This is a genomic window from Sinomonas sp. ASV486, assembly GCF_030908215.1.
Classification (GTDB): Bacteria; Actinomycetota; Actinomycetes; order Actinomycetales; family Micrococcaceae; genus Sinomonas; species Sinomonas puerhi.
This window is the reverse complement of record NZ_JAVFJK010000004.1, coordinates 277510-302987: the sequence shown is the minus strand read 5'-3', so window position 1 is coordinate 302987 and position 25478 is coordinate 277510. Positions and strand designations below refer to the sequence as shown.

The 25478-nt window shown below is 68.5% G+C and carries 20 protein-coding genes; 17 read left to right on the top strand and 3 right to left on the bottom strand.

Annotated features, from left to right (window positions below):
• Positions 1–91 precede the first annotated feature (91 nt).
• The 3 genes from RBS60_RS07995 to RBS60_RS07985 all read left to right on the top strand — a co-directional run bounded on the left by RBS60_RS07995 (position 92) and on the right by RBS60_RS07985 (position 3231).
• Positions 92–952, top strand: a complete 861-nt coding sequence (locus tag RBS60_RS07995) for a sugar phosphate isomerase/epimerase (protein WP_307957013.1) — start codon at positions 92–94, stop codon at positions 950–952.
• A 33-nt stretch (positions 953–985) separates the two neighbouring features.
• On the top strand, positions 986–2152 hold the full coding sequence (locus RBS60_RS07990; protein WP_307957012.1) for a Gfo/Idh/MocA family oxidoreductase: 1167 nt from the start codon (positions 986–988) through the stop codon (positions 2150–2152).
• 62 nt (positions 2153–2214) lie between these two features.
• Positions 2215–3231: a LacI family DNA-binding transcriptional regulator gene (locus RBS60_RS07985; RefSeq protein ID WP_307957011.1), complete on the top strand. Its 1017-nt coding sequence runs from the start codon at positions 2215–2217 to the stop codon at positions 3229–3231.
• A gap of 19 nt (positions 3232–3250) precedes the next feature.
• On the opposite strand, the gene RBS60_RS07980 is transcribed toward RBS60_RS07985, so the two are convergent.
• Entirely contained in the window at positions 3251–4294 is a 1044-nt protein-coding gene (locus RBS60_RS07980) for a LacI family DNA-binding transcriptional regulator (RefSeq protein WP_374049252.1), read from the bottom strand.
• A 140-nt stretch (positions 4295–4434) separates the two neighbouring features.
• Between RBS60_RS07980 and RBS60_RS07975 the strand changes: the two genes are divergently transcribed.
• The 11 genes from RBS60_RS07975 (at position 4435) to RBS60_RS07925 (ending at position 18257) form a co-directional block, all read left to right on the top strand.
• Positions 4435–5790, top strand: a complete 1356-nt coding sequence (locus RBS60_RS07975; protein ID WP_307957009.1) for an extracellular solute-binding protein — start codon at positions 4435–4437, stop codon at positions 5788–5790.
• A gap of 230 nt (positions 5791–6020) precedes the next feature.
• Positions 6021–6944 carry a sugar ABC transporter permease gene (locus RBS60_RS07970; RefSeq protein WP_307957008.1) on the top strand — a complete coding sequence of 308 codons (924 nt, stop codon included), beginning with the start codon at positions 6021–6023 and terminating at the stop codon, positions 6942–6944.
• An 86-nt stretch (positions 6945–7030) separates the two neighbouring features.
• Positions 7031–7864 carry a carbohydrate ABC transporter permease gene (locus tag RBS60_RS07965; protein WP_307957096.1) on the top strand — a complete coding sequence of 278 codons (834 nt, stop codon included), beginning with the start codon at positions 7031–7033 and terminating at the stop codon, positions 7862–7864.
• A gap of 3 nt (positions 7865–7867) precedes the next feature.
• Positions 7868–8704, top strand: coding sequence for a sugar phosphate isomerase/epimerase family protein (locus tag RBS60_RS07960; protein WP_307957007.1), 837 nt, complete (start codon positions 7868–7870; stop codon positions 8702–8704).
• A gap of 72 nt (positions 8705–8776) precedes the next feature.
• Positions 8777–10195 (top strand): glucuronate isomerase, encoded by a 1419-nt coding sequence (gene uxaC / locus RBS60_RS07955; protein ID WP_307957006.1) that lies wholly within the window; start codon positions 8777–8779, stop codon positions 10193–10195.
• Positions 10196–10206: 11 nt separating this feature from the next.
• Positions 10207–11541 (top strand): mannitol dehydrogenase family protein, encoded by a 1335-nt coding sequence (locus tag RBS60_RS07950; RefSeq protein WP_307957005.1) that lies wholly within the window; start codon positions 10207–10209, stop codon positions 11539–11541.
• Positions 11542–11656: 115 nt separating this feature from the next.
• Positions 11657–12886 carry a D-mannonate dehydratase ManD gene (manD, locus tag RBS60_RS07945; RefSeq protein WP_307957004.1) on the top strand — a complete coding sequence of 410 codons (1230 nt, stop codon included), beginning with the start codon at positions 11657–11659 and terminating at the stop codon, positions 12884–12886.
• Entirely contained in the window at positions 12883–13416 is a 534-nt protein-coding gene (locus RBS60_RS07940; protein ID WP_307957003.1) for a gluconokinase, read from the top strand. Before manD ends, RBS60_RS07940 begins: the two co-directional genes overlap by 4 nt.
• A gap of 281 nt (positions 13417–13697) precedes the next feature.
• The gene (uidA, locus tag RBS60_RS07935; RefSeq protein ID WP_307957002.1) at positions 13698–15539 is read left to right on the top strand and encodes a beta-glucuronidase; all 1842 of its coding nucleotides are present in this window, start codon (positions 13698–13700) and stop codon (positions 15537–15539) included.
• Positions 15540–15576: 37 nt separating this feature from the next.
• Positions 15577–17022, top strand: a complete 1446-nt coding sequence (gene uidB / locus RBS60_RS07930; RefSeq protein WP_307957001.1) for a glucuronide transporter — start codon at positions 15577–15579, stop codon at positions 17020–17022.
• A 290-nt stretch (positions 17023–17312) separates the two neighbouring features.
• Positions 17313–18257, top strand: coding sequence for a phosphodiesterase (locus RBS60_RS07925; RefSeq protein ID WP_307957000.1), 945 nt, complete (start codon positions 17313–17315; stop codon positions 18255–18257).
• Between the two features lie 35 nt (positions 18258–18292).
• Here the strand turns inward: RBS60_RS07925 and RBS60_RS07920 are convergent, their stop codons facing one another.
• Positions 18293–19954: a stealth family protein gene (locus RBS60_RS07920; protein WP_374049249.1), complete on the bottom strand. Its 1662-nt coding sequence runs from the start codon at positions 19952–19954 to the stop codon at positions 18293–18295.
• 141 nt (positions 19955–20095) lie between these two features.
• Between RBS60_RS07920 and pyrE the strand changes: the two genes are divergently transcribed.
• From pyrE to RBS60_RS07905, 3 genes are all read left to right on the top strand, one after another.
• A complete protein-coding gene (gene pyrE / locus RBS60_RS07915) occupies positions 20096–20698 on the top strand; it encodes an orotate phosphoribosyltransferase (protein WP_307956999.1) in 603 nt (200 codons plus the stop codon).
• Between the two features lie 37 nt (positions 20699–20735).
• A complete protein-coding gene (locus RBS60_RS07910; RefSeq protein WP_307956998.1) occupies positions 20736–21737 on the top strand; it encodes a thioesterase domain-containing protein in 1002 nt (333 codons plus the stop codon).
• A 61-nt stretch (positions 21738–21798) separates the two neighbouring features.
• Entirely contained in the window at positions 21799–24666 is a 2868-nt protein-coding gene (locus RBS60_RS07905) for an FAD-binding and (Fe-S)-binding domain-containing protein (RefSeq protein WP_307956997.1), read from the top strand.
• On the opposite strand, the gene RBS60_RS07900 is transcribed toward RBS60_RS07905, so the two are convergent.
• Complete coding sequence (locus tag RBS60_RS07900) at positions 24616–25350, bottom strand: GntR family transcriptional regulator (RefSeq protein WP_307956996.1); 735 nt, start codon at positions 25348–25350, stop codon at positions 24616–24618. The two genes, RBS60_RS07905 and RBS60_RS07900, sit on opposite strands and share 51 nt — an antisense overlap.
• Between the last annotated feature and the right edge of the window lie 128 nt (positions 25351–25478).

Sequence of the window (25478 nt, the reverse complement as noted above, 5' to 3'; positions counted from 1 at the left end):
GATCCCGTCGTCGGACAGCGTCGCGGCGCCCCGGGAACCGAGCAAGACCCCACGACTCCCCAGAAGACACTGAACGATACTAAGGAGAACCATGGCCAAGATCGGCGTACAGGCGATGATGCTCAAGGACAGCTTCGCGGAGATCGGCCCCTTCGAGACGCTCCGCAAGGTTGCGGACATCGGGTACAAGGCCGTCGAGGTTTCGCAGATCCCGATGGACGAGAAGAATATTGCCGAGCTTGAACGGTCGCGGGGCGAGCTCGGTGTCGAGTTCGCCGCGCTGTCCGCGCAGCTCGACGGCGAGAAGGGGGCGACGCCGTACGCGCTCGCCGTCGACATAGACCGTGCCGCCGCGGACTGCAAGCGCCTCGGCACGGACATGCTCCGCATCGGCATGCTCCCCATGTCCGAGCTGCGCAGCGAGGAACGCGTGGTCGACTACGCGAAGCGCGTCGAGAAGGCGGCCCAGGCCCTTGCCGACCATGGTGTGACGCTCTACTACCACAACCACCACGTGGACTTCGCCCGCATGGGCGGCCGCTACGTCATGGACATCCTCGCGGAGGAGGCCCCCAGCATCGGCCTTGAGATTGACGTCCACTGGGTCCAGCGCGGCGGCCTCGACCCCGTCCGCACCCTGCAGAAGTACGCGGGCCGCACGGCCATGGTCCACCTCAAGGACTACCGGATCGGCGCCCTCCCCGAGGAGGGGATCGCCGCCTACGAGTCCGGCGACTTCGCCGCCTTCATGGGCCACTTCAAGGATGTTGTCCAGTTCGCGGAGGTCGGAGAGGGCAACCTCGACTTCGCCTCGATCGTCCCAAGCGCCATCGATGCCGGAGCGAAGTACCTGCTCGTGGAGCAGGATCAGCTGTACGGCCGCGGAGTGTTCGACGTGCTGCAGACCTCGCACGACAACCTCGTGTCCCTCGGCTTCAAGAACCTCTTCTAAGAGACTTCTCACACCAGAACGGAGACAGTACCCATGAGCAGGAAAGTCCGCCTCGGCGTCGTCGGATTCGGCGCGCAGGGCAGCTCGTACGCGAAGTTCATCGCGGATGGCCTCGTGCCGAACATCGAGGTCACGGCCATCGCAGACGTCGACCCGGCCAAGCGCGAGAAGATCGCCGAGCTCTACCCGGACGTCCACGTCTTCGACGACTACGTCACGATGCTCGAGTCCGGCGTGGTCGAGGCCGTCGTCACGACCGTGCCGCACTACCTCCACCCGCAGATGGGCATCCAGGCCCTCGAGCGCGGCATCCACGTGCTGCTCGAGAAGCCGGCCGGCGTCTACACGAAGCAGGTCAAGGAGCTCAACGAGTTCGCTGGGACCCGGCCCGAGCTGACGTTCGCGATCATGTTCAACCAGCGCAACAACCCGCTGTACCGCAAGCTCAAGGAGATCGTGGACGCGGGCGAGATCGGCAAGATCAAGCGCACCAACTGGATCATCACCACGTGGTGGCGCCCGCAGGGCTACTACGACCAGAGCGAGTGGCGCGCCACGTGGGGCGGCGAAGGCGGCGGCGTCCTGGTCAACCAGGCACCCCACCAGCTGGACCTGTGGCAGTGGATCTGCGGCGTCCCGCAGAGCGTCTTCTCGAAGGTCGCCTACGGCTTCCGTCGCAACATCGCCGTCGAGGACGAGGTGACCGCGGTGGTCGACTACGGTGACGGCGCGACGGGCGTCTTCGTGACCGCGACGCACGACATCACGGGCACCGACCGCTTCGAGATCCTCGGCGACCAGGGCAAGATCGTCGTCGAGGATTCCAAGACCGCCGTGGTGACACGCCTGAACAAGCCCGAGCGCGAGCTGAGCGAGGCCATGGACATGGATGACGTCCGCAAGATGTTCCAGGGCCAGTTCAACCCGGCGGACTTCTACACGCAGGAGACCATCGCGTTCGAGTCCGCTTGGGGCGCCCAGCACTCCGGCGTGCTTGAGAACTTCGCCGCGAACATCCTCGACGGCACACCCCTGCTCGCCCCGGGTACCGACGGCATGCTCGGCGTGCGGCTCGCCAACGCGATCCACCTCTCGAGCTGGACCGGGAAGGAAGTCTCGATGGACTTCGACGAGGACGAGTTCCTCGCGGAGCTCAACAAGCGCATCGCCGCCGAGGGCAAGTTCCCCGAGCGCGCGTAGCCCTCTGAAGGGGCGCAGCGCAAGCCTCCTTTCTGGGAGCATGGACCCAGAAAGGAGGCCCTGTGCCCAAGCCCCAGGCGACGATCTACGACATTGCGGCGCTCGTCGGAGTGAATGCGTCGACCGTCTCTCGCGCCCTGAGCCGGCCCGGGCGCGTGAGTGCAGCGACCCAACGCCGCATTGAGGATGCCGCGCGCGAACTCGACTACCACGTCAATACCGTCGCGCGGGCCGTCAAGACCGGGCGTCTCCAGACCATTGGCCTCCTCGTCCCTGACATCGCGTATGCCGTGTACCAGGACATCCTGCGGGGCGCGGAGCGGGCCGCGAGGGAGGTCGACTACGTGGTGCTCGTGGGGGAGGAGTTCCGTTCGGCCCAGGCGGAGCTGGACTGGGCGCGCCGTGTACGGGCGGCGGTCGACGGCGTCATCCTCGCCTCACCGCGCATCCCCGACGCCCGCATCCGCGAGTTCGCGGGGGACAAGCCGACCGTCGTCGTCAACCGGGTTCTCAACGGCGTGCCCAGCGTTGTGCCAGACGTCGCGCCCGGGGTGAGAGCCGCCGTCGTGCGCGCGGCCGAGCTGGGGCACCGCCGGCTGCTCTACATTCCGGGCGTGGGCAGCTCGTGGATGTCGCGGAGTCGATGGGACATCCTCGAGGCGGCGGGCGCCGAGGCCGGGATCGAGGCTGTCTCGGCGCCGCCCGGCATGCCCTCACGCCGACGCGGGGCCGAGCTCGCCGATGACGTGCTCGCCAGCGGGTGCTCGCTCGTCATCGCGTTCAACGACCTCATCGCGATCGGCCTCCTGCAGGAGCTCCAGGACCGCGGCGTGCCGGTGCCCGAGCGGCTCAGCATCGTCGGCTTCGACAACATCCGCGGCTCCGACTTCACGTCGCCCCGCCTTGCGACCATCGGCGCGCCGCTCAACGAGGCTGGCGGCCAGGCGGTCAGGATGCTGCTCGCGCGGATCGAGGGCAGCACGGATCGCGGAACGGCGGCCGACGACGGCGGTCCGGGCGCGCCGTCGTACGGCCTCGCGACAGTATTCCACGAACGCGGCTCCCTCGGCCCGGCGTAGAAAGGCCAGGAGGGACTGCTCAGCCGGCGTGCTCGGTGCGGGCGGGCGCCTGGCCTGTCGAGGCCCGCACCTCGAGGTGGGTGGGCATGACCGCAAGCCTGCGGACCGTCGCTGCGTGCAGCGGATCGAGCTGGGCGAGGAGCATCGAGACGGCGGTGCGCCCGGCCTGCTCGATCGGGGAGGCGATCGTGGTCAGCGGCGGGTTGCAGAAGTCGGCCCCGAAGATGTTGTCGCAGCCCACGATGCTCATGTCCTCAGGCACGCGGACGCCGCGCTCGCGGAAGCGTTGGAGCATGCCGATCGCGATGAGGTCGTTGAACGCGATGACGGCCGTCGCGCCCGTGCGCAGGGCAGCGTCGGCAGCTGCAGCACCGGATGAGGTCTTCGGGGAGTAGGGCCCCACGCGGGTCGCCGTCATCCCGCGCCGCGCGGCGGCCTCTTCGATCGCCTTCCAGCGGCGGTGTGTTGACCACGAGCTCGTCGGGCCGCCCACGTAGGTCACCCTCGTGTGCCCGAGCGAGGCGAGGTGCTCGAGCGCCTGGACCATAGCGCTGGGGGTGTCGATGAGCACGGTGGGGGCGTCTGCCGTCGCGCGGTTGATCGTCACGAGCGGCTGGAGGCGCGCGGCCTCGGTGAGCTGGACATCGGTGAGGCGCGACGCCGCGAGGATGATTCCGTCCGCGGTGCGGCGCAGCTTGCGCAGGGCATCGAGTTCGACATCGGTCGCCTCCTCAGTGTCGACGAGCAGCTGTGTGTAGCCCGCCGCCTTGAGCTGGTTCTGCGTGCCGCGGATGATGTCGAAGTAGAACGGGTTGGTCACGTCGGGCACGAGGACCGCGATGATGCCCGTGCGCCCCGAGCTCAGCCCGCGGGCTTGGGAACTCGGCACGTAGTGCAGCTCTGCTGCGATCTTCTCGATGCGCTCGCGGGTGCGGGCGTTGACGCGCTGCGGGTTGGAAAGAGCGCGGGATACGGTCGACGTCGCGACGCCGGCCCGTTCGGCGATGTCGCGGATGGTGGGCATCCGCTCGGAGGCCTCGATGGCCCCGGAAGACTCTGTCATGACTTCCATTGGAGCAGGCTTGGCAAATTTTGGCAATCGCTTGCCGCCATGTTTTGCTCTTCCTAGACTCGCTAGTGCTGCTCACGGTTGTGGGCTGCGTCACGAAATCCGATGCAATGAGTACTCAAAGAGGAGACACCATGCGGATGCGCACCTCCGCCAAGCTGGCCGCCGTCGCGGCAGCAGCGGCACTTGCCCTCACAGCCTGCGGTTCAGGCGGCTCGTCAGGGGGCTCGTCTGGCGGGGCCGTCAACGGTGCCGGCAAGACGCTCAACGTCCTGGTCAACGTCAACACGCTCTACCCCGAGCAGCAGAAGCAGTGGATGTCGGACATCGCTGCCAAGTTCAAGACCCAGACCAGCGCTGACCTCAAGTTCGAGACCTTCACTTCCGCCAACGACGAGCTCACGCGCATCCAGACGTCGGTGGTGTCCGGCCAGGGGCCGGACGTGTACTCGCTCGGCACGACCTTCACGCCGACCGCCTACGCGACCAAGGCCTTCGTGACGCTCACCGACGACGACTGGAAGAAGGTCGGCGGCAAGGACCGGTTCAACCAGGCTGCCCTCGGCATCTCCGGCCCGGACAAGGACCACCTCGCGGGCGTCCCGTTCGTGAGCAGGCCGTTCGTCATGGCCTACAACAAGGACATCCTCAAGGCAGCGGGCATCGACAAGCCCGCGACAACGTGGGATGGCCTCCTCGACCAGGCCAAGAAGACCACCGACGCGGCCAAGGGCCAGTATGGCCTCGCCGTCGCCTACAAGGACAACTTCGATCCGTGGAAGTACATCTGGGCGATGTCAGTCCAGGCGGGCAACCCCCTCGTTGACGGCAAGACGGCCAAGCTCGACGACCCGGCCGTCAAGAAGGCCTACGAGACCTACTTCGGCTGGTTGACCAACAACAAGGTCGTCAACCCCGCCTCGGTCGGGTGGAGCAACGCCCAGGCGCTCGCCGACTTCGCCGCCGGCAAGGCCGCGTTCTTCCCGATGACCACCTCGAACTCGATCCCGACCCTCGAGAAGTCGGCGCTCAAGGACAAGTACGACTACGCCCTCATGCCCGTCGCGGCGCCCGGCGACTCGTCGCCGAAGTCCGGGGCGACCCCCGCGGCGTCGATCCTGTCCGGTGACAACGTGGTCGTGGCGGACTACTCGAAGAACAAGGACCTCGCGTTCGCGTACATCAATCTCGTCACCAGCAAGGATGAGCAGCTGAACTACCAGAAGACCTTCGGTGACCTGCCCGCGAACGCCGAGGCGCTCGCGTCCCTGACCTCCGCGCCGCACATGGCACCGATCACCGACGCCGCGAAGCAGTCGTTCGCGACCCCGTTCACCGGTGCGTGGAGCGACATCCAGCTCGCCCTGCTCAACGTCACGGTCCAGAGCGTCCCGGACCTCGCCTCGGGCAACGTGTCCGACTCGGCGCTGAGCCAGCGCATCAAGGATGCGCAGACCAAGGCCCAGCAGTCCCTCGACCGGGCGAAGTGAGCTGCGGACTCGACCCCGCGTGACTGACATGAACACTGCAAGCACCCCTTCGCCGGAGACCCGGCCTGCCGCATCCGCGGCGGGCCGGGCCGCCCCGCCCGCCCCCGCCGGCACCAACACGACCCGCACCGTGCCGCCCCCCCCCCCCGCCGCCGCAGCCCCGGCCGCCCGCTGCCGGGGGGGGCGGGGCCGCCCGGCCCGCCCCGTCCGGCACCAACAGGACCAGCTCGGTGCCGACCCCCACCCCGGACAAGCCGCGCCGCGGCCTGTCCGAGCGGAACCGTCCCCTGTGGATGCTCCTGCCGGGCGGACTCCTGATGACCATCGTCATCCTGATCCCGCTCCTGCTGGGCCTCTACATGTCCCTCCTGGACCTCGACCAGTACACCCTGCGCCAGTGGATCGCCTCGCCGTTCATCGCGTTCGGCAACTACGTCGAGGCTGTCACCCAGACCACCCTCTTCCACGCCGTCTGGCTGAGCGTCTCGTACTCGTTCATCGCGACCGTCGTCGCCCTGCCGATCGGCATCGCCGCGGCTGTGGCGACGCAGAACGCGTTCAAGGGCCGCGCCGTCGTGCGATCTGTCTTCCTCATTCCCTACATCCTGCCGTCCTTCGTGGTCGCGACCGTGTGGCGCACGATGTTCCAGCCGCAGGGCGTGGTAGACCACTCGTTCGGCCTCTTCGGAATCGATCCGGGGCTGTGGCTCAACGGCCCCAACACGTACGGGGCCATCATCTTCGTGCAGGTCTGGGCATCGTGGCCGTTCGTCTACCTGCTCGCACTGTCGGGCCTGCAGTCCGTGGACCACGAGGTGCACGAGGCATCGGCGCTGGACGGCGCCCTGTGGTGGACCAAGCTCCGGTACGTCGTGTTCCCGTACCTCAAGGGTCCGGTCTCCCTCGCCTTCATCATCGGGATGCTGAACCACATCAACAACTTCACACTGCCGTACGTGATGTTCGGGCTCCCCGCCCCGCACGATGTGGAGCTGCTCCCGATCCTGACCTACGTGACGAGCTTCCAGAGCTTCCGCTTCGGCCTGTCCGCCGCGATGGCCGTGGTTTCGCTCATCCTCATCCTGATCCCCCTCTTCATCTACCTCCGCGCCGTCAGGCTTGACGACACCGAATCCCAGGGAGGCCGCAAGTGACCCTCTCACAGACAGTCACGAAAACAACGCTGAATCCGCTCGTTGACAGGCCCGGCTCGCGCCAACAGGCGGAGGTCACGCGCCTCATGCCGGGGTGGCTGCTCACCGTCGTCATCGCGGTGCTCGGCCTGTTCGTCCTCGCCCCGATCGTGTACATCTTCCTCGCGAGCATCAACTCGGACATCTCCGTGGCCCGCGGCGACTTCTGGCCTGCCGAATTCACGTTCGACAACTATGTGAAGATCTGGTCGAGCGTGGGGCTTGCGAGCGCACTCGTGAACTCCGTCATCGCGGCCGGCGCCACGGCGGTGATCTCGGCGGTCCTGTCCATCGGCACGGCCTACGTTCTGGTCCGCTACCAGTTCCGCGGGCGCCTCACGGTGCTGCGCGGCCTCCTCGGTCTGCAGTCGATCCCCGGCACGCTCCTCGTCCTGCCGGTCTTCGTCCTGTTCTCCTCGGCCGCGACGTACCTCGGGGTCACAGTGATCGGAACCCGCTGGGGCCTCATCGTGACGTACCTGACGTTCGCGCTGCCCTTCTCGACCTGGGTGATGGTCACCTACCTGCGCGGGCTGCCGAAGGAACTCGAGGAGGCCGCGAGGATCGACGGCGCGTCGAACCTCGGCATTCTGACGAGGATCATCCTGCCGCTGAGCTGGCCCGGGATCATCGTCTCCGGCATCTTCGCCTTCCTGCTCGGCTGGAACGACGTGCTGTTCGCGTCGGTCATGACGCGCCCGGACACCCAGACCGCCGCTGTGGCGCTTCAGGTCTTCGCGACCAGCACCGAGGGCGGTGCGATTCCGTACTACGGGCAGATGATGGCCTCGGCCCTCGTCTGCGCCGTGCCCGTCGTGATCCTGTACCTGTTCTTCCAGAAGTATCTAGTGGGCGGCTTGACCGCCGGAGGAGTGAAGTAGACCGTGTCAGACACCAAGTGGGAACTGTCCGGATTCGGCGACGAGATCGACGCCGACCCGCGTGTCCAGGCAGCGGTGATGCGAGCGCTCGGTGCCAACTACATCGAGGTCCGCAGCGCGTGGGGCACCAACATCGTGGACCTCTCCGAGGAGCAGCTCACCGAGCTCAAGAAGGTCCTCTACGAGGCGGGGCTCAAGGTCTCTGCGATCGCGTCGCCGATCGGGAAGGTCGATATCGCGCTGCCTGTGGAGCATGAGGTCGAGCGCCTCGGCCGGGCACTGCGCGCCGCCGAGGTGCTCGGCGCGGGCTACATCCGGATCTTCTCGTTCTACTACGAGGGCAAGACCCCCGAGGAGGCCCGCGACGCGGTGATCGAGCGGATGACGGCGCTCGCGAAGCGGGCGGAGGGCACCGGCGTCGTGCTCGTCCACGAGAACGAGAAGGACATCTTCGGGGACGTTCCGTCGCGAGTGCTGGACATCGTCGAGTCGGTGGACTCGCCGGCGCTCAAGCTCGCGTGGGACCCGGCCAACTTTGTCCAGGTGGGCGTCAAGCCGTTCACCGAGGGCTACGAGATGCTGCGCCCCCACACCGTCTACCTCCAGATCAAGGATGCGCTCGCCGCAACGGGCGCCGTGGTCCCGGCTGGCGAGGGCGACGGCGAGCTGCTCGCCACCGTCGAGGCCTTCCGCGACAGTGGCTACGCCGGCTTCGTCTCGCTCGAGCCGCACCTCGCGAATGCGTTCGAGCTCGGCGGATTCAGCGGCCCGCAAGCGTTCGGCGTGGCTGCCCGTGCGTTCGCGAAGGTGCTCGAGAAGGCCGGCGTCGAGGCCAGCTGAGCCGCACCGGCGCCGTCATGCGCCCAGCGCAACGCGCCAAGACCCGAGCAGAGACTAGAGAAGAGACCACCCGTGACTGACTCCATCGCCGCCAACCCTGACCGACTCCTGCCAGCCGATCCGGGAACTCGCCAGATCGCGCGCGAGCTGCTCGCCGACGTCGAGCATCTGCCGATCTTGTCCCCCCACGGCCACGTGCCGGCCGACGTGATCGCGGACGACACCCCGTTCCCCGATCCGACGGCGCTCATCGTGAGCCCGGACCACTACGTGACCCGCCTCATCCACGCGTCCGGCATCGAGCTCTCCGACCTTCGAGTGGGGGGCACGGCCGACGTCGACTCCCGCACCGCGTGGCGCAGGTTCGCCGAGGCGTGGCCGCTCTTCGACGGCACCGCCTCCGGCTACTGGCTCCGCAGCTCGTTCGAGCACGTCTTCGGACTTCCCTCTGACCTCGTCGACAACCTTGGCGCGGACAACGCGGACACCGTGTACGAGGCGATCTCGGCCAAGCTCGCCGAGCCCGGCTTCCGCCCCCGTCAGCTGTTCACGGACTTCGGCATCGAGGTCCTCGCGACGACCGACGATCCGCTCGACTCCCTCGAGGCGCACGCGCGCATCGCCGCGGACGAGTCGTTCGCGGGCCGCGTCCTGCCCACCTTCCGCCCCGACCCTTACATCAACCTGGCCCACGCGGAGTGGAGCCAGCGCGTGGACCGGATCACGGCGGAGGCGGGCGACGGCGTCGCCGGCTACGCGGGCTACCTCCGCGGGCTCGAGAACCGCCGCCGCTACTTCGTCCAGCACGGCGCCGTCTCGGCAGACCACGGTGTCCGCACGCCGCTCACGCTCAAGCTCGGGCGTGCCGAGGCCGAGGCCCTGTTCGAGAAGGCCCGCCGCGGCGAGGCCACTGCGGCCGACCGTGACGCGTTCGAGGCCCACATGATGTACGAGATGGCGCGCATGTCCGTCGAGGACGGCCTCGTCATGACCATCCACCCCGGCTCGTTCCGCAACCACCACAGGCCGACGTTCGAGAAGTACGGGGCCGACACGGGCCACGACATCCCGTTCGCGATCGACTACACGGCGGGCATCCGGGCTCTGCTCGAGGACTTCGGAACGGCCAAGGACTTCCACCTGGTCCTGTTCACGCTCGATGAGACGGTGTTCTCGCGCGAGCTTGCGCCGCTCGCGGGCTTCTACCCCTCGGTGTACGTCGGTGCGCCATGGTGGTTCCTCGACGCCCCTGACGCGATGATGCGGTTCCGCTCCGCCGTGACCGAGACGACGGGCTTCACCCGCACGTCCGGCTTCATCGACGACACCCGTGCGTTCTGCTCGATCCCCGCCCGCCACGACGCCTCCCGCCGAGTCGACGCGAGCTTCCTGGCCCGCCTCGTCGCCGAGCACCGCGTCACCGAGAACCGCGCCCACGAGATCATCGTCGACCTGGTCGACGGTTCGCCGCGCCGCGTCTTCAAGCTCTAGGAGAGACTCCTGTGACTGCTGCAGGCACTACGACCGAAATCCCCCTCCTCGGCCGCGAGGGCACGCAAGCGCCGCCCGTGAGGATCGTCCACCTGGGCCTCGGCGCCTTCCACCGCTCGCACCAGGCCTGGTTCACCGAGCACGCGTCCGACTCGGCGGAGTGGGGTATCGCGTCCTTCACGGGGCGCCGGCCCGATGCGGCCCTGACCCTCGCGGCTCAGGATGGCCTCTTCACACTCATCGAGCGCGGACCGGAGGGCGACGCCTTCGAGGTCGTCGGCTCGATCGCCGAGGCTGTCGACGGCGCGGACACCGACCGTCTCAACGAGCTCCTCGCCGCCCCGGCCACGGCGCTCGTCACCCTGACCGTCACCGAGGCCGTCTACGAGAAGCACGACGCCGACTCTCCCCTCGCGCGCCTCGTCCGCGGTCTCGCAGCGCGCCGGGACGCGGGGGCCGGGCCGATCGCCGTCGTGAGCTGCGACAACGTGGCCGGCAACGGCGAGGTCGCCGAGCGTGCGGTCCTCTCGATCGCCGAGGGTCTGGACGCCGGCTCCGCCGGCCTCGCCGACTGGATCCGCGACAACGTCAGCTTCGTCGGCACGTCCGTGGACCGCATCACGCCGCGCACGACTCCGGAGGACATCGCAGAGGTGGCCGCCCAGCGCGGGTACCGTGACGAAGCGCCGGTCGTGGCGGAGCCGTTCGCGAACTGGATCCTCTCGGGCGGCTTCCCGGCGGGACGCCCGCGCTGGGAGGACGCCGGCGCCCAGTTCGTGGACGACATCGAGCCCTTCGAGAACCGCAAACTGTGGCTCCTCAACGGAGCGCACTCCCTGCTCGCCTACGCGGGCCAGCTGCGCGGTCACACGACGGTTGCCGAGGCGATCGACGACGCCGCGTGCCGCGACGCGGTCGAGGCGTTCTGGAACGAGGCCGCCCGCCACCTGACGCTGCCGGGGCTCGGGGTGCCCGCGTACCGCGATGCCCTCCTCGAGAGGTTCTCGAACCCGCGGATCGCGCACCATTTGGCCCAGATCGCAGCGGACGGCACCACGAAGCTGCGCATGCGGGCCGTGCCCGTGCTGACGGCCGAGCTCGCGGAGGGCCGGAGTGGGGTGGCCGCGGCACGCATGATCGCGGCCTGGATCGACTTCGTGTCCGCGGCGGTGGCCTTCGGCACCGACTTCCAGGACCCACTCAAGGAACCCATCGTCGCGGCCGCCGGACTCGAGGGACGTGAGCGCACGCAGGCCCTCACCGAACTCGTCTCCGCCGAGCTCGCGGGAGACCCGCTCGTCGTCTCGCGGATTGACTCCCTCCGCGGCACGTTCGGCGCGGAGTGACGGGTCTTGGCATCATGACGGCAAATTATGGCAATCGATTGCCATGCGACCGCCGCCCAACTAGGCTGAAGTACACATCCCCTCCGGCAGCGCCCAGCAGTGAAAGGAAGCGACAATGAAGATCGTCTCCGCTGAAGTCTTCGTAACGAGCCCGACCCGAAACTTCGTGACCCTCAAGGTGACGACCGACGAGGGGGTCGTCGGCATCGGCGACGCGACCCTCAACGGCCGCGAGCTCGCCGTCGCCGCCTACCTCAAGGAGCACGTGGCCCAGCTCCTCATCGGACGCGATCCGCACCGTATCGAGGACACGTGGCAGTTCCTCTACCGCTCCTCCTACTGGCGCCGCGGCCCCGTCACGATGGCCTCGATCGCCGCGGTGGACATGGCGCTGTGGGACATCAAGGGCAAGGTGGCCGGCCTCCCGGTCTACCAGCTGCTCGGCGGGGCCTCCCGCAACGGCCTCCGCGCCTACGGCCATGCCTCGGGCACCGACATCCCCTCCCTCTTCGACTCGATCCACGAGCACCTCGAGCTCGGCTACAAGTCGATCCGCGTCCAGACGGCGATCCCGGGCATCAAGGCCGTCTACGGCGTGGCCGCCCAGACCCAGGCCTCGGGCGAGCGCTACGACTACGAGCCGGCCGGCCGCGGCGCGTTCCCGCAGGAGGAGGACTGGGACACCCGCGCGTATCTGCGCCACCTCCCGACCGTCTTCGAGGCCGTGCGCAACGAGTTCGGCCCCGAGATCCCGCTCCTGCACGACGGCCACCACCGCATGACCCCGATCCAGGCGGCCAAGCTCGGCAAGGCCCTCGAGCCCTACGACCTCTTCTGGCTCGAGGACTGCACTCCGGCGGAGAACCAGGAGGCACTGCGCCTCGTCCGCTCGCACACGACGACGCCGCTGGCGATCGGCGAGGTCTTCAACACCGTCTATGACTTCCAGAGCCTCATCAAGGAACAGCTCATCGACTATGTCCGTGCGGCCTCCACCCACTTCGGCGGCATCAGCCCGCTCAAGAAGGTTATGGACTACGCGGCGCAGTACCAGATCAAGTCGGGCTTCCACGGCCCCACCGACATCTCACCGGTGGGCTTCGCCGCCCAGCTGCATGTGGGCCTCGCGATCCACAACTACGGCATCCAGGAGTACATGCAGCACTCGGAGGCGACGAACACCGTGTTCGAGCAGTCCATGACGTTCAAGGACGGCTACCTCCACCCCGGCGACAAGCCGGGCCTCGGCGTCGAGTTCAACGAGGAAGCGGCCAACTCCTTCCCCTACCAGCAGGCGTACCTGCCGTACAACCGCCTCATCGACGGCACGGTCCACGACTGGTGAGCACGGCCGTCGAACGCGCTGAGCCCGGCGCCGCGTCCCGCACGTTGCATGTGATCGCCATGGGCGTCTCCGGCTCGGGCAAGAGCACCGTGGGGGCCCTCCTCGCCGAGGAGCTCGGGGGAGAGTTCGTCGACGGGGACGACCTGCATCCGGCGGCCAACGTCGCGAAGATGGCGGCAGGCACTCCGCTCGACGACGACGACCGTGCGCCCTGGCTGCGTGAGATCGGCGCGCGGATGGCCGCCGCGACCGGCACGATGGTGATCGGCTGCAGCGCGCTCAAGCGCTCGTACCGCGACCTCATCCGCAGCGCGGCGCCGGACACCGTATTCGTGCACATGCGAGGAAGCCGCGAGCTGCTCGCTGAGCGCATGGCCGCCCGGCCGGAGCACTTCATGCCGCTCTCGCTCCTGGACTCGCAGCTCGGGACCCTCGAGGAGCTCGAACCGGACGAGCACGGTGTCGCCTTCGACGTCGCCGAGCCGCCCGCCCAGATTGCCCGCGAGGCAGCGGAGTGGCTCCGCGCCTGACGCACTCGGGCGGCGTGCCCTCTATCCCCACGCCAGAGCGCCACCACGACCGCACCTGCGGAGTGGTGGCGTTTTGGCGTCTCCTGGTTGTTCCACGCGGGCGCGACTCGACTGGGTCGCGGGCTTGCGGGGCTGCACGGATGCGATGATGGCAACGTGTGGCAATCGATTGCCGAGATGTTGCCGCCGGTCCTACCCTTGAATGAACAGCCCCGAAGACAGGCCCCGCCCAGGCGGCGCTCCAATGCCCCGGCGGACCGCAACGATGCGAAGGACGGCACATGCTCAAGCCCCAGGATGGACCCACCCGCGAACTGGTGAGCCTGGACGGCTTGTTCGCCTTCAAGGTGGATTCGGACAACGCGGGCCTCCGCGAGGGCTGGCAGAACGCACGGCTCGACACGGCACTCGAGATGGCCGTGCCCGCGAGCTACAACGATGTGTTCGCCGACAAGGCGATCCGCGACCACGTCGGCTGGGTCTGGTACGAGCGCGACGTCCGCGTGCCCCGCGGCTGGGCCGGTGAGCGCGCCTGGCTGCGCTTCGAGTCCGCGACGCATGGTGCGAAAGCCTTCGTGGACGGCGTCCTCGTCGCCGAGCACCAGGGCGGCTACACCCCGTTCGAGGCGGACATCACCGAGCACGTGACGCCGGGCGGTGCGTTCCGCCTCACCGTCGCGGTGAACAACGAGCTCACGCAGGCCACGATCCCACCGGGCAACATCACCGAGACTGAGGACGGCCGCCGCCAGCAGCAGTACATGCACGACTTCTACAACTACGCCGGCATCCACCGCAGCATCTCGCTCTACAGCACGCCGGCGGTCTACGTCGAGGACGTCGTCGTGACGACCGGCTTCGAAGGCGACCCCGGCGCAGCCGGGACCGGCACCATCGCGACAGGCACCGTCGACTACGCGGTTGTCGTCGCCGGTGAGACCGCAGGGCTCCTGCCGGTCCGCGTGCGGGTCCTCAACGCCTCGGGCGCCGAGGTGGCCGCCGCGGACGGGATCTCCGGCACGGTGGCGATCCCCGACGTCGAGCTCTGGCAGCCCGGCAAGGGCTACCTGTACAGCCTCGTGGTCGAGGTCGTCGACCTGGACGGTCAGGTCGTGGACTCCTACGCCCAGACGTTCGGCGTCCGGACCGTCGAGGTGCGCGGCACGGAGTTCCTCATCAACGGCGAGCCGTTCTACTTCACGGGCTTCGGGATGCACGAGGACCACGTCACGATCGGCAAGGGCCACAGCCACGCGCAGATGGTGAACGATTTCTCCCTCCTGGAGTGGGTCGGCGCGAACTCCTTCCGCACCTCCCACTACCCGTACTCCGAGGAGGTCATGGACTACGCGGACCGCCACGGCATCGTCGTCATCGACGAGACCCCTGCAGTGGGCCTCAACGCGGACTTCGCAGGGTTCTTCAGCACAGGAGCGAAGAAGACGTATGGCCCGGAGTTCGTCAGCGACGAGACCGCGGCCGCGCACCGGCAGGTCATCGCGGAGCTCGTCGCGCGGGACAAGAACCACCCGTCCGTGGTCATCTGGTCCATCGCCAACGAGCCCCAGTCTTCCGAGCAGGGCGCCCGCGAGTACTTCGAGCCCCTCGCCAGGCTCACCCGCGAGCTCGACCCGACGCGCCCGATCGGCTTCGTGAACGTCATGTTCGACGGACCGGACAAGGACGTCATCACGGACCTGTTCGACGTGATCATGCTCAACCGCTACTACGGCTGGTACCTGAACACCGGCGACCTCGCGTCGGCGGAGAAGGCCCTCGAGGCCGAGCTTCTCGCATGGACCGAGAAGCACGGCAAGCCCATGATCATGACCGAGTACGGTGCCGACACGATGCCGGGCCTGCACTCCCTCTACGAGCAGCCCTGGAGCGAGGAGTACCAGTCCGCGTTCCTGGACATGTACCACCGCGTCTTCGACCGCGTGCCGGCCATGGTCGGCGAGCACGTGTGGAACTTCGCGGACTTCGCCACGTCCAACGGCATCATGCGTGTGGACGGCAACAAGAAGGGCGCCTTCACGCGCGATCGCCGCCCGAAGGCCGCCGCTCACGCCCTGCGCCGTCGCTGGGCGCCGCTGAACAACAAGAAGCCGCAGGCCCGCTGACCGCGACCGGACCCACCCCAAGGACAAGGACATGACAATGACGTCTTCACCGTCGGCACCGGCCGCGCGCACCGATCATCCCGGGTCGGACAAGCTCCGCCTCCGGAGCATCATCGGCTACGGGGCGGGTGACGCCGCCAACAACCTCGCGTTCACCACCACGTCGATGTTCCTGCTCGTCTACTACACCGACGTGGCAGGCATCCCCGCCGCGGCGGCGGGCACGCTGTTCCTCGTGGTGCGCCTCTTCGACGCGTTCTCCGACCTGTTCGCTGGACGCATGGTGGACAGGACCAACACGAAGCGCTGGGGCAAGTTCCGCCCGTTCATCCTGTTCGGGTCCGTTCCGCTGCTCATTCTCACCTTCCTCAACTTCCACATCCCCCAGATCGGCGAGGGCGGGAAGCTCGCCTACGCGTACATCGTGTACGCGGCGCTGGGCCTGGCCTACTCGCTCGTGAACATCCCCTACGGCTCGATGGCCTCGGCGATGACGCAGAAGCCCAAGGAACGCGCAAAGCTCGCCTCGGCGAGAACCGTTGGCGCGCTCCTCGTCTCCTCCGCTCTCGGCATCTTCGTCGCGCCGCTGCTCAAGGCCGGAACCGACCTCCAGCCCATCTTCACCGCGGTGACGCTCGTCTTCATGGTGCTCGGCGTCGTGCTGTACCTGTTCACGTTCTTCACGACCCGCGAGAAGGTCGCCCGCGACGTGCCGAAGGTCTCGTTCAAGCAGAGCATGCAGACGCTCAAGGGCAACAAGCCGCTGCTCATGCTGTGCCTCTCCTCGCTGCTCTTCCTCTCGGGCTACCTGTCCCTCTCGACCGTGCAGGTGTACTACTTCCGCGACGCTCTGCACAACCTCGGCCTCGTCCCGATCCTCTCGATCGTCCAGCTCGTCATCACCTTGGCGCTGAGCGCATGGGTCCCCGTCCTCGTCGCGAGGTATGGCAAGCGGACCGTCTACATGGCGTTCATCGTGGTGGGAGTCGTGGGCGGCCTCCTGGTCATGTTCACCCCGACCACGCTCGTGTGGCTCGCGTTCCTCGGCTTCGTCATCGCGGTTGGCGGCATCGCCGGCGTCAGCATCGTGGTGTGGGCCCTCGAGGCGGACACCGTCGAGTACGGCGAGTGGAAGACGGGCGTCCGCTCCGAGGGCATTATCTACTCGCTCTTCTCCTTCACCCGCAAGACCGGTCAGGCGGTGGGCGGCGCCCTCGCCGGCTACGCGCTGGCGTGGGGCGGCTACGACGGCCATGCTGCGGCGCAGACGGCGCAGGCCGTGACCGGCATCCAGATCGCCGCGGGCCTCATCCCGGCGATCCTCGGCGCCGGCGCCGGCGTGATCATGTTCTTCTACGAGCTCACGGACGCACGGCACGCCAAGATCGTGGCCGAGATCCGTGAGCGCCACCTCCAGGCCGGCGCTGGCCTCGGCGCCGACGCGGAGACGGTCGCCAAGCTCAGCAAGCCGGAAGGGGCCTAGCTCCCTCTCGGTTTCGGATACAGGTCCGGGCCAGAGCGCAAGGGCGGACGACGGCCGCGCCCCCGGTGCGCCGGCGTGCGCCGCGCGGTTTCGCCCGGCGTGGGTTTCCCGTTGCGCGGGGCGCCCGGCCCGGGGGGGGGGCCCCCCCCCCCCCCCCCCCCCCCCCCCCCCCCCGCCTCTCTGTTTCGCCCGGCTTGGGCGGTTTGCGGCGCGTTCACTGGACATTCATCGCCCAGATGCCTTGGATGTGTGCACTGGGGGGAGTGACCCGAGACGACAGAAGGCTCCCAATGGGCATCATCCAGGCCGAGCATCCTCGGCCGCGCCATTTCCTGGTCCATGTGAGCGATACGCACCTCGTCGGTGACGGACTCCTCGCGGGCACCCTCGATTCCGAGGAGCGGCTGCGCAGGCTCTTCTCCCAGATGCACGACGCCGGCGGCTCGCCCGAGGCGATCGTGGTCACCGGTGACCTCGCGGACCGGGGCGAGCCCGCCGCCTACGCCCGGCTGCGCAGCATCGCGGAGCCGGCGGCCGCGGCACTCGGCTCGCGCCTCATCTGGGCCATGGGCAACCACGATTCGCGTGCTGCCCTCCGCGAGCACCTGCTCGACGAGGACCCCTCCGCCGAGCCGCTCGACCGGGTCCACTGGGTCAACGGACTTCGGATCATCGTGCTCGACACGACCGTGCCCGGCTTCCACCACGGCGAGCTCTCCGCGGCCCAGCTCGACTGGCTCGCCGAGGAGCTCACGTTCCCCGCCCCCGACGGGACGCTCCTCGCGATGCACCACCCGCCCGTGCCCTGCGTGCAGGAACTCGCGGTGCTCGTGGAGCTGCGGGGGCAGGCGCCCCTCGCTGACGTGCTGCGCGGCTCGGACGTCCGCGCGATCCTCGCCGGGCACCTGCACTACTCGACCTCCGGGACGTTTGCGGGGATTCCTGTGTCTGTCGCCTCTGCGACCTGCTACACGCAGGACCTCGCCGGCGCCGTCGATCCCACCTCCGGGATCCGCGGAACGCGCGGACGCGACGCCGCCCAGGCGTACAACCTCGTGCATGTCTACGCGGATTCGGTGCTGCACTCCGTGGTGCCCGCCGCGGGCGGCGAGACGGTGGGCCGCGACGTCCCCGCTGCGGAGGTCGCGCGGATCCTCGCCGACGCCGGGGTCACGTTCCCCGCGGACGACGGCGCGCGCCCGGTCCGGCGGTCAGAGGCCCACCCCACCCTCTGACCAGCGCCGAGATCCGGACCCGAAACGGAGCGCGGTCAGCGCTCCCAAGGAGCCGGGATGGGGAAGTACTTCTCGAGGAAATCGGTCACGCGCTCCTGGCGCTCCTGCGCTGACACCTCGGGGAACGAGCCGTCGTTGAGGCAGAAGAAGTCCTGGTTGCGCTTCTTGAGCAGCTTGCCGAGCGACTCCAGTCCGGAGCGCACGGTCGTGTCGATGTACTGGACCTTCGCCCCGATCTTCGTCACGGCGCGCCCGGTGAGGAGCGCGTAGTAGTGGTAGAAGGAGTTCGTCACCGAGATGCTGTCCCACGTGCGGAAGCGCGCGGCGGCCGTGCGGGCGAACTCCTCGGGGAACTCCCGCTCCATCTCAAGCAGGACACTGCGCCGCAAGGGCGCGGCGGTGTGCTCGAGGTGGCGCGTGGTAATGCGGCCGAACCGCTCCCACAGGAGTCGCCGGTTAACGCGCGCGGCGTTCTCGTGGCCCGAACGGTCAAGGTGGTTGTCGCCGAGCCCGATCCGCGTCGAGGCCTCGATGAACTTCGTGATCCCGCCAGGGGAGAAGAACATGTCCGGGCCGAGCGGCCGGCCGAAGAACATGTCGTCATTGGAGTACAGGAAGTGCTCGGACAAGCCCTCGATGTGCTGCAGCTGAGACTCGATGGCCTGGGAGTTGAACACCGGCAGCACTGACGGGTCCTTGTAGTGGTCCGCGGCCGGCACGATGGTGATCCGCTCGTGCGAGGCATTCAGCCAGTCGGGGACCTTCGAATCGGTTGCGATGAAGATGTGTCCAATCCACGGCGCGAACATGTGCACGCTGCGCAGCGCGTACTTGAGCTCGTTGATCTGGCGTACTCGGGCCTCAGCGTCGTCGCCCTCGCCGAGCACCACGCCCGGCAGGAACGACGCGCGGTAGCGCTGGAGCTCGGGATCGGCGCCGTCCACCCACGAGAAAACGATGTCGATCTCGAAATGGATGTCCGTCGCGTGGTCGGCGAACATGTTCTCGATGGTCGGCCAGGTGTGCCCGAACCGCTCTACCGTTCCTCGGACAGCCTCGGACCGCGGGATGGTGCGGCGCGTGAGCGAGTTCTCGATGGGAAGCTGCAGGATCTCGCCTTCCCACTTCCACAGCTCGATCTGGACACCCGTCTCCGGGCCGTAGCGCAGGCCGCCATGCGGCTCGATCCGCGGCCGATAGAGCCGGAACATGCGCGCCTGTGCCGACTCGGCGAGTTGGCCGTCCGCAACGAGCAGGGCTCGGTCCTTGCGTGCATCCACGGTCAGAGAGTAGAACGGCTCGTCACGGCACGCCGCCACGAGCGCATGGCGCAGCTGCCTGCGGAAGGACCAGTCGACGGCGATCACGGGTCGTGCGTCGTTGCCTCGCACTAGGAGGTAGGGGACCTGCGCGCCCTCGAGGGCCCCCCTCACGAACAGCAGGTCGGCGACCATCGCCTCGTGCGGGGTCTGGCCGACGTTGACGAGGGCGTAGCCGCGCTTCTTGTGCCGGACCACGTCTTCCCGGTCCGCGAGGCGCCGCCCGGCCGCGGCGGAGGTGACCTCGTGCACCGGCGGCACGGACTCCTCGGCGTCTGGCGTGGCGTGGTAGACCTCGGCGGGGGTGAGGGACGTGTTCACGGGCCTCCTTGCGGGATGCGGGCGGGGCAGGACGGGTGTGCGGGGTTCAAGGCACATGATAGGCGCACGACGCCGCGCCGCCCCTCGGATGGCCACATCGCCGTCGGCGACCACACGCCGTCGTGCGTGCCGCTCCGGACGGAACCCGGCCGAGCGAAGTGAATCCGGGTGAAGACGGCCGCCACTAGAATCGAAGCCATGACTGACGCCCCGATTGCTGCCTCCGCCGCTGCCGCTACCGTCGACATCGCCACCGCCCGCGCCCGCCTGCTCGAACTGATCAAGGAGCTCGCCGTGGTCCGCGGGAAGGTGACCCTCTCGAGCGGCAAGGAGGCGGACTACTACGTGGACCTCCGCCGCGTCACCCTCCACCACGAGGCCAGCCAGCTTGTGGGGCAGGTCATGCTGGACCTCATTGACCGGGCTGGCGTGCAGATGGAGACCGCGGGCGGCCTCACGATGGGCGCCGACCCGGTGGGCACCGCCGTCATGCACGCCGCGCGCGAGGCGGGCCGCGCCGTCGATGCGTTCGTGGTGCGCAAGGCGCAGAAGTCCTACGGGATGGGACGGCAGGTGGAGGGGCCGGGCGTCGCGGGCCGCAAGGTCGTGGTGCTCGAGGACACCTCGACCACCGGAGGTTCCGCGCTGACCGCCGTGGAGGGCGTGCGCAACGCGGGCGGCGAGGTGACCGCCGTCGCCGTCATCGTGGACCGCGCCACCGGCGCGGAGGAGCGCATCGAGGCCGAGGCCGGTGTGCCTTACCTGTTCGCGTTCGGGAAGGCCGAGCTAGGCCTCGACTGAGGGGCCCAGCCCGGGCGGCACTGTGGGAGAACCGGCCATGGACCCGGCCATGCTGCGCGCCGCACGGCGGCTCAAGGCGTTCTCGCGCCGCGCCTTCCTCGGTGGCGCGGTGGGGTCCGCGCTCCTGGCAACGGACATGTTCGTGACCCGCGAGGTGCAGAGCCGTCGCCGCCAGACGGTGGTCCTCGAGATGGCCGACGACGCCGCGAGGCGGCGCTTCCCCGACGCCTCGTGGGTCCTGTTCCCCGGCTACAAGACGAGCTGGGAGGAGGGGCGGATCATCCTCGCCGCCCTGCATGACTCGCTGTCCGAGCGCGGACAGCTCGCGGCGATCGGCTATTCGAACCTCGGGCTCGACATTGACGAGATCCTCGATGCACTGCGCGTCTACGTGCGTCAGAGGCGCCTGCGGACCCTGTATTTCTATGGGCACTCGTTCGGCGGGATGGTGGCCGTTGAGGTGGCATCGCGGCTGCTGGCCGAGAACGGGCCGCTCGTCGAGGTGATCGTGCTGGACTCGACGCCCGCCTCGAAGTACGACGTCCTCGACCAGAGCTGGTTCGACTCCGTGGTGTTCCTGTACGACCTAGGGATCCGCATCCCCTCGCTCGTCCGCGGCGGCTACGAGTTCGGGGAGCGCGTGATCCACAAGAACGAGCGCACCTGGACGCAGATTCTGGACCAGACCCTCGAACAGCTCTCGCCGCTCGCGCCGTCGAGCGTGCTGATCCAGGCGGAGTCCCAGTACATCTACGACTGGGACGTGACCCGCTTCGTCGGCACGCTCGACCGGGCGGAGATGGCGTTCATCGGCAATCCCGGCGACCAGACGGTCAACTACTCCTCCGCCCGCGCCCGGTGGGCACGGTATTTCCCCGAGAACCTGGTCAGCTCGGACCTGCAGACCATCGGCGCGTTCCCCGCCCACGCGAGCCCGGAGTGGAGCGGCATCGTGTACAACAACCTCCTCGGGCGGCTCCTGCCGCAGCTGCTTCCGCTCCCGCGGAAGGTGGGCGGGGCCGGTGGAGCGGGCAGATAAGAGCTCTTGTAGTATCTCACGTGTAGCATGTTACTGTCACTGTGTCCACCAGGAGAAGAAGATGACCAGCGTCGCCCTCCGCACGGACCTCACCACACGCGCCGCCTACGTCTCCGACGCGTCGATCTACCGACGCGTGCCGGCCGCCGTGGTCGAGCCCCACACCGTCGAGGACATTCGGGAGGCCCTCAGGACTGCCGCAGAGCGGGGGTGGCCTGTCACGTGCCGTGGCGGGGGCACCTCGGTGGCAGGGAACGCGATCGGCGACGGCCTCGTGATCGACACGAGCCGCTACTTCAACGAGATCCTCCAGATCGACCCTCAGGCCCGGACCGCACGCATCCGTCCCGGCGTGGTCTGCGACGCCCTCCGCGACGCAGCGGCACCCTTCGGGCTGACCTACGGCCCCGACCCGTCGACGCACTCCCGCTGCACGGTGGGCGGGATGGTGGCCAACAATGCCTGCGGTTCGCATTCGGTCGCGTGGGGCTCAGCGGCCGAGAATCTGGTCTCCCTCAAGGTCATGCTCGCTGATGGCCGCGAGGTCGAAATCGGCGCCGACTCCTGCAGCGACCCTGTGCTCGAGGACCGCCTGAGGCAGATCCGCGACGCCCACCTCATGGTGCTCCGGAACGAGCTCGGGCAGTTCCCGCGGCAGGTTTCCGGGTATGGGCTGCACTATCTGCTCCCCGAGAACGGCTTCGACATGGCCAAGGTCTTCGCGGGGACCGAGGGGACGTGCGGGGTCATCACGGAGCTGACCGTCCGCCTCGTCGAGCGGCCGCAGGCGACAGCGCTCGCGGTGCTCGGATTCGCGGACGTGTTCGACGCCGCTGCCGCCGCGCCACTCCTGCGCCGGCCCGGCGTCTACACGGTCGAGGGGATGGGGGCCGACCTCCTGGCTGCCTTGCGTTCTCGGCCCGGACGGGAGACCGCCGGATCCGAGCTGCCCGAGGGTGGTGGCTGGCTCTACGTCGAGCTCGGCGCCGGGACCGCTGACGAGGCGGGCGAGGCGGCCAGGTCCCTCGTCGACGCCCTGATGCGCGAGGGACGCATCGTGGACTCTGTGGTGGTCACCGGGCACGACGAGGCCCGTGCGCTGTGGACCATCCGCGAGGCCAGCGCGGGCATTGTCACGCGGCTCCCCGATGGGGGCGAGGCCTGGCCTGGTTGGGAGGACTCCGCCGTGCCTCCCGAGCACCTCGCGGACTACCTCCGCGATCTCTACGCGCTGCTCGGGAGGCACGGACTCCAGGGGATCCCGTTCGGCCACTTCGGCGAGGGATGCGTCCACGTCCGCATCGACTTCGGCCTCGGCACCGAGGACGGCGTCGCAGGCTACCGTTCCTTCATCGAGGAGGCCGCCGCGCTCGTCGCCCGGCACGGCGGGTCTCTATCCGGCGAGCACGGCGACGGCCGCGCCCGCTCCGAGCTCCTCCCGGTGATCTACTCCACTGAGGCGTTGGGGGCCTTCGCCGAGTTCAAGGCCGCCTTCGACCCCGACAACTTCTTCAACCCGGGGATCCTGGTCGATGCCGAACCCATCGATCAGGGCATCCGTCCGGGTCCGGGCATCCGCCATTTCGACCTCACACCGGTGCACGCGTTCAGCCGTGACGGCGGGTCCTTCGTCAGCGCCACGAACCGGTGCGTCGGCGTCGGCCTGTGCCGATCCGACGTCGGTTCCATGTGCCCCTCCTACCAGGCCACCCGGGATGAGGTGCACTCGACCCGCGGGCGTGCGCGGATCCTGGCCGAGATGCTCCGCGGCGAGTCCGTGACCGACGGCTGGCAGTCCAAGGAGACGCTCGAGGCCTTGGACCTGTGCCTGTCCTGCAAAGCCTGCTCCTCCGAGTGCCCCGTCAACGTCGACATGGCCACGTACAAGGCCGAGTTCCTTTACCACCATTACAACGGCAGGCTCCGGCCGATGGCGCACTATGCGATGGGCTGGCTGCCGCTCACGTCGAGGGTGCTCGAGGCGATCCCCGGCTCGGCGCGGCTGGCCAACTGGATCCTGGGCTTCCGCCCCGCCGAGGAGCTCGTCAAGCGCCTCGCGGGCATCGAGCCCAAGCGGCGCATGATCCACTTCGCGCCCGTCACGCTGCGGAAGTGGTTCGCCAAGCGCGCCGCCGCCATTGAGGCAGAAGGCGAGCGGCCCGCCGTCGTGCGTTCCACCGTCATGCTGTGGCCTGACACGTTGACGAACTTCAACGCGCCGGACGTCGGCCAGGCTGCCGTGGAGGTCCTCGAGGCGCTCGGCTACCGGGTCGTCCTGCCTCAGGGACAGGTGTGCTGCGGCCTGACCTGGCACTCGACAGGCCAGCTCGACATGGCCAAGAAGGTCATGAGCCAGTCCCTCGACGCGCTCGAGGAGGCACTCTCGCAGAATCTGCCGATCGTGGGACTCGAGCCCTCATGCACCGTGATGCTCACCCACGAGATCACAGAGCTCCTCCCGGACGATCCACGGGCGGCCCAGCTTGCGGGCCAAGTGGTCACCCTCGCCGAGCTCGTCGCAGAGCACGACGGCGCGTGGCCCTTCGGCGTCGTCGACGCGCCCGCAATTTCGCAGGTGCACTGCCATCAGGAGGCCCAGGGCACCTATGACCCGGACCTGGCCGTGCTCCGGAAGCTCGGGATCGACACCGATGTCATCGGATCGGGCTGCTGCGGACTCGCAGGGAACTTCGGATTCGAGCCGGGCCATTTCGAGGTCTCCCAAGGGCTCGGCGAACGGGAGCTGTTCCCGAAGGTCCGGGCCAAGGGAGAGTCCACGCTGGTTCTCGCCGACGGCTTCTCGTGCCGGACGCAGGTCCAGCAAGGAACGGGCGTCCGGGCCCAGCACCTGGCAGAGGTCCTTCGTGGGGCGCTCAGCTCAGAAGCTGGCGGTCAGAGCGTCCCACAGGGCATCCCCGTCGAGGGCTAGGCCCAGCCTGTCAATGGTCTGGTCCACCAGGAGGCGGCCGGTGTGGTTGAGGTGGGCCCGCATCTCGGCGGCCGCACGGGCGCCGTCGCCCTCCTTGATGGCCTCGACGACGGGTGCGTGCTCCTGAACGATGGCCTGGAGGGAGCGGTTCACGCCGGCCGTCGACGCCCCGAGGATGCGGGTCGTCACGCGAAGCTGGGCGATGATCGAGCGGATCCGGGTATTGCCCGAGGCGGCGAGGATGACGTCGTGGAGGCGCTGGTCATGGTGGAAGAACGTCTCGTCGTCGCCCGCCGCGGCGGCCTCTTCCATCCGGGCCATCGCGTCCTTCAGCGCCGCAGCGATCTCCGTATCGCTTCGCAGGGCGGCGGCCCGCGCCGCGGGAACCTCGAGCGCGAGGCGAATCGCGAAGATTTCGGCCACGTCTTCGGGACGGGGCTGGACCACCCTGAAACCCCTGTTCCGCTCGAAGCGCACGAGGCCAGCCTCTTCGAGCCGCAGCATGGCGTCCCGGACCGGCGAGCGGGAGACGTTGAACAGCTCCGCGAGCTGGTAGACCGAGTACAGCTCGCCCGGCTTCATCTCGCCGGACATGATGGCGGCCCGGACCTGCTTCATGACCTTGCCTGTGAGGGTTGTCTCGGGCTCACCGAGTGGTTCGAAGGTGAGATCCGGGTGAGGCATGGACTTCACACTATCCCAGCGCGCCTACAGCTGTTTGAGCAGTTCCGCGACCGAGCCGAGTACCTGCTGGTTGGGCGTTCCTCGCCGGATCCGCGGGGTAGGGAGGCGTGAGCTGACCCGCGCAGGAC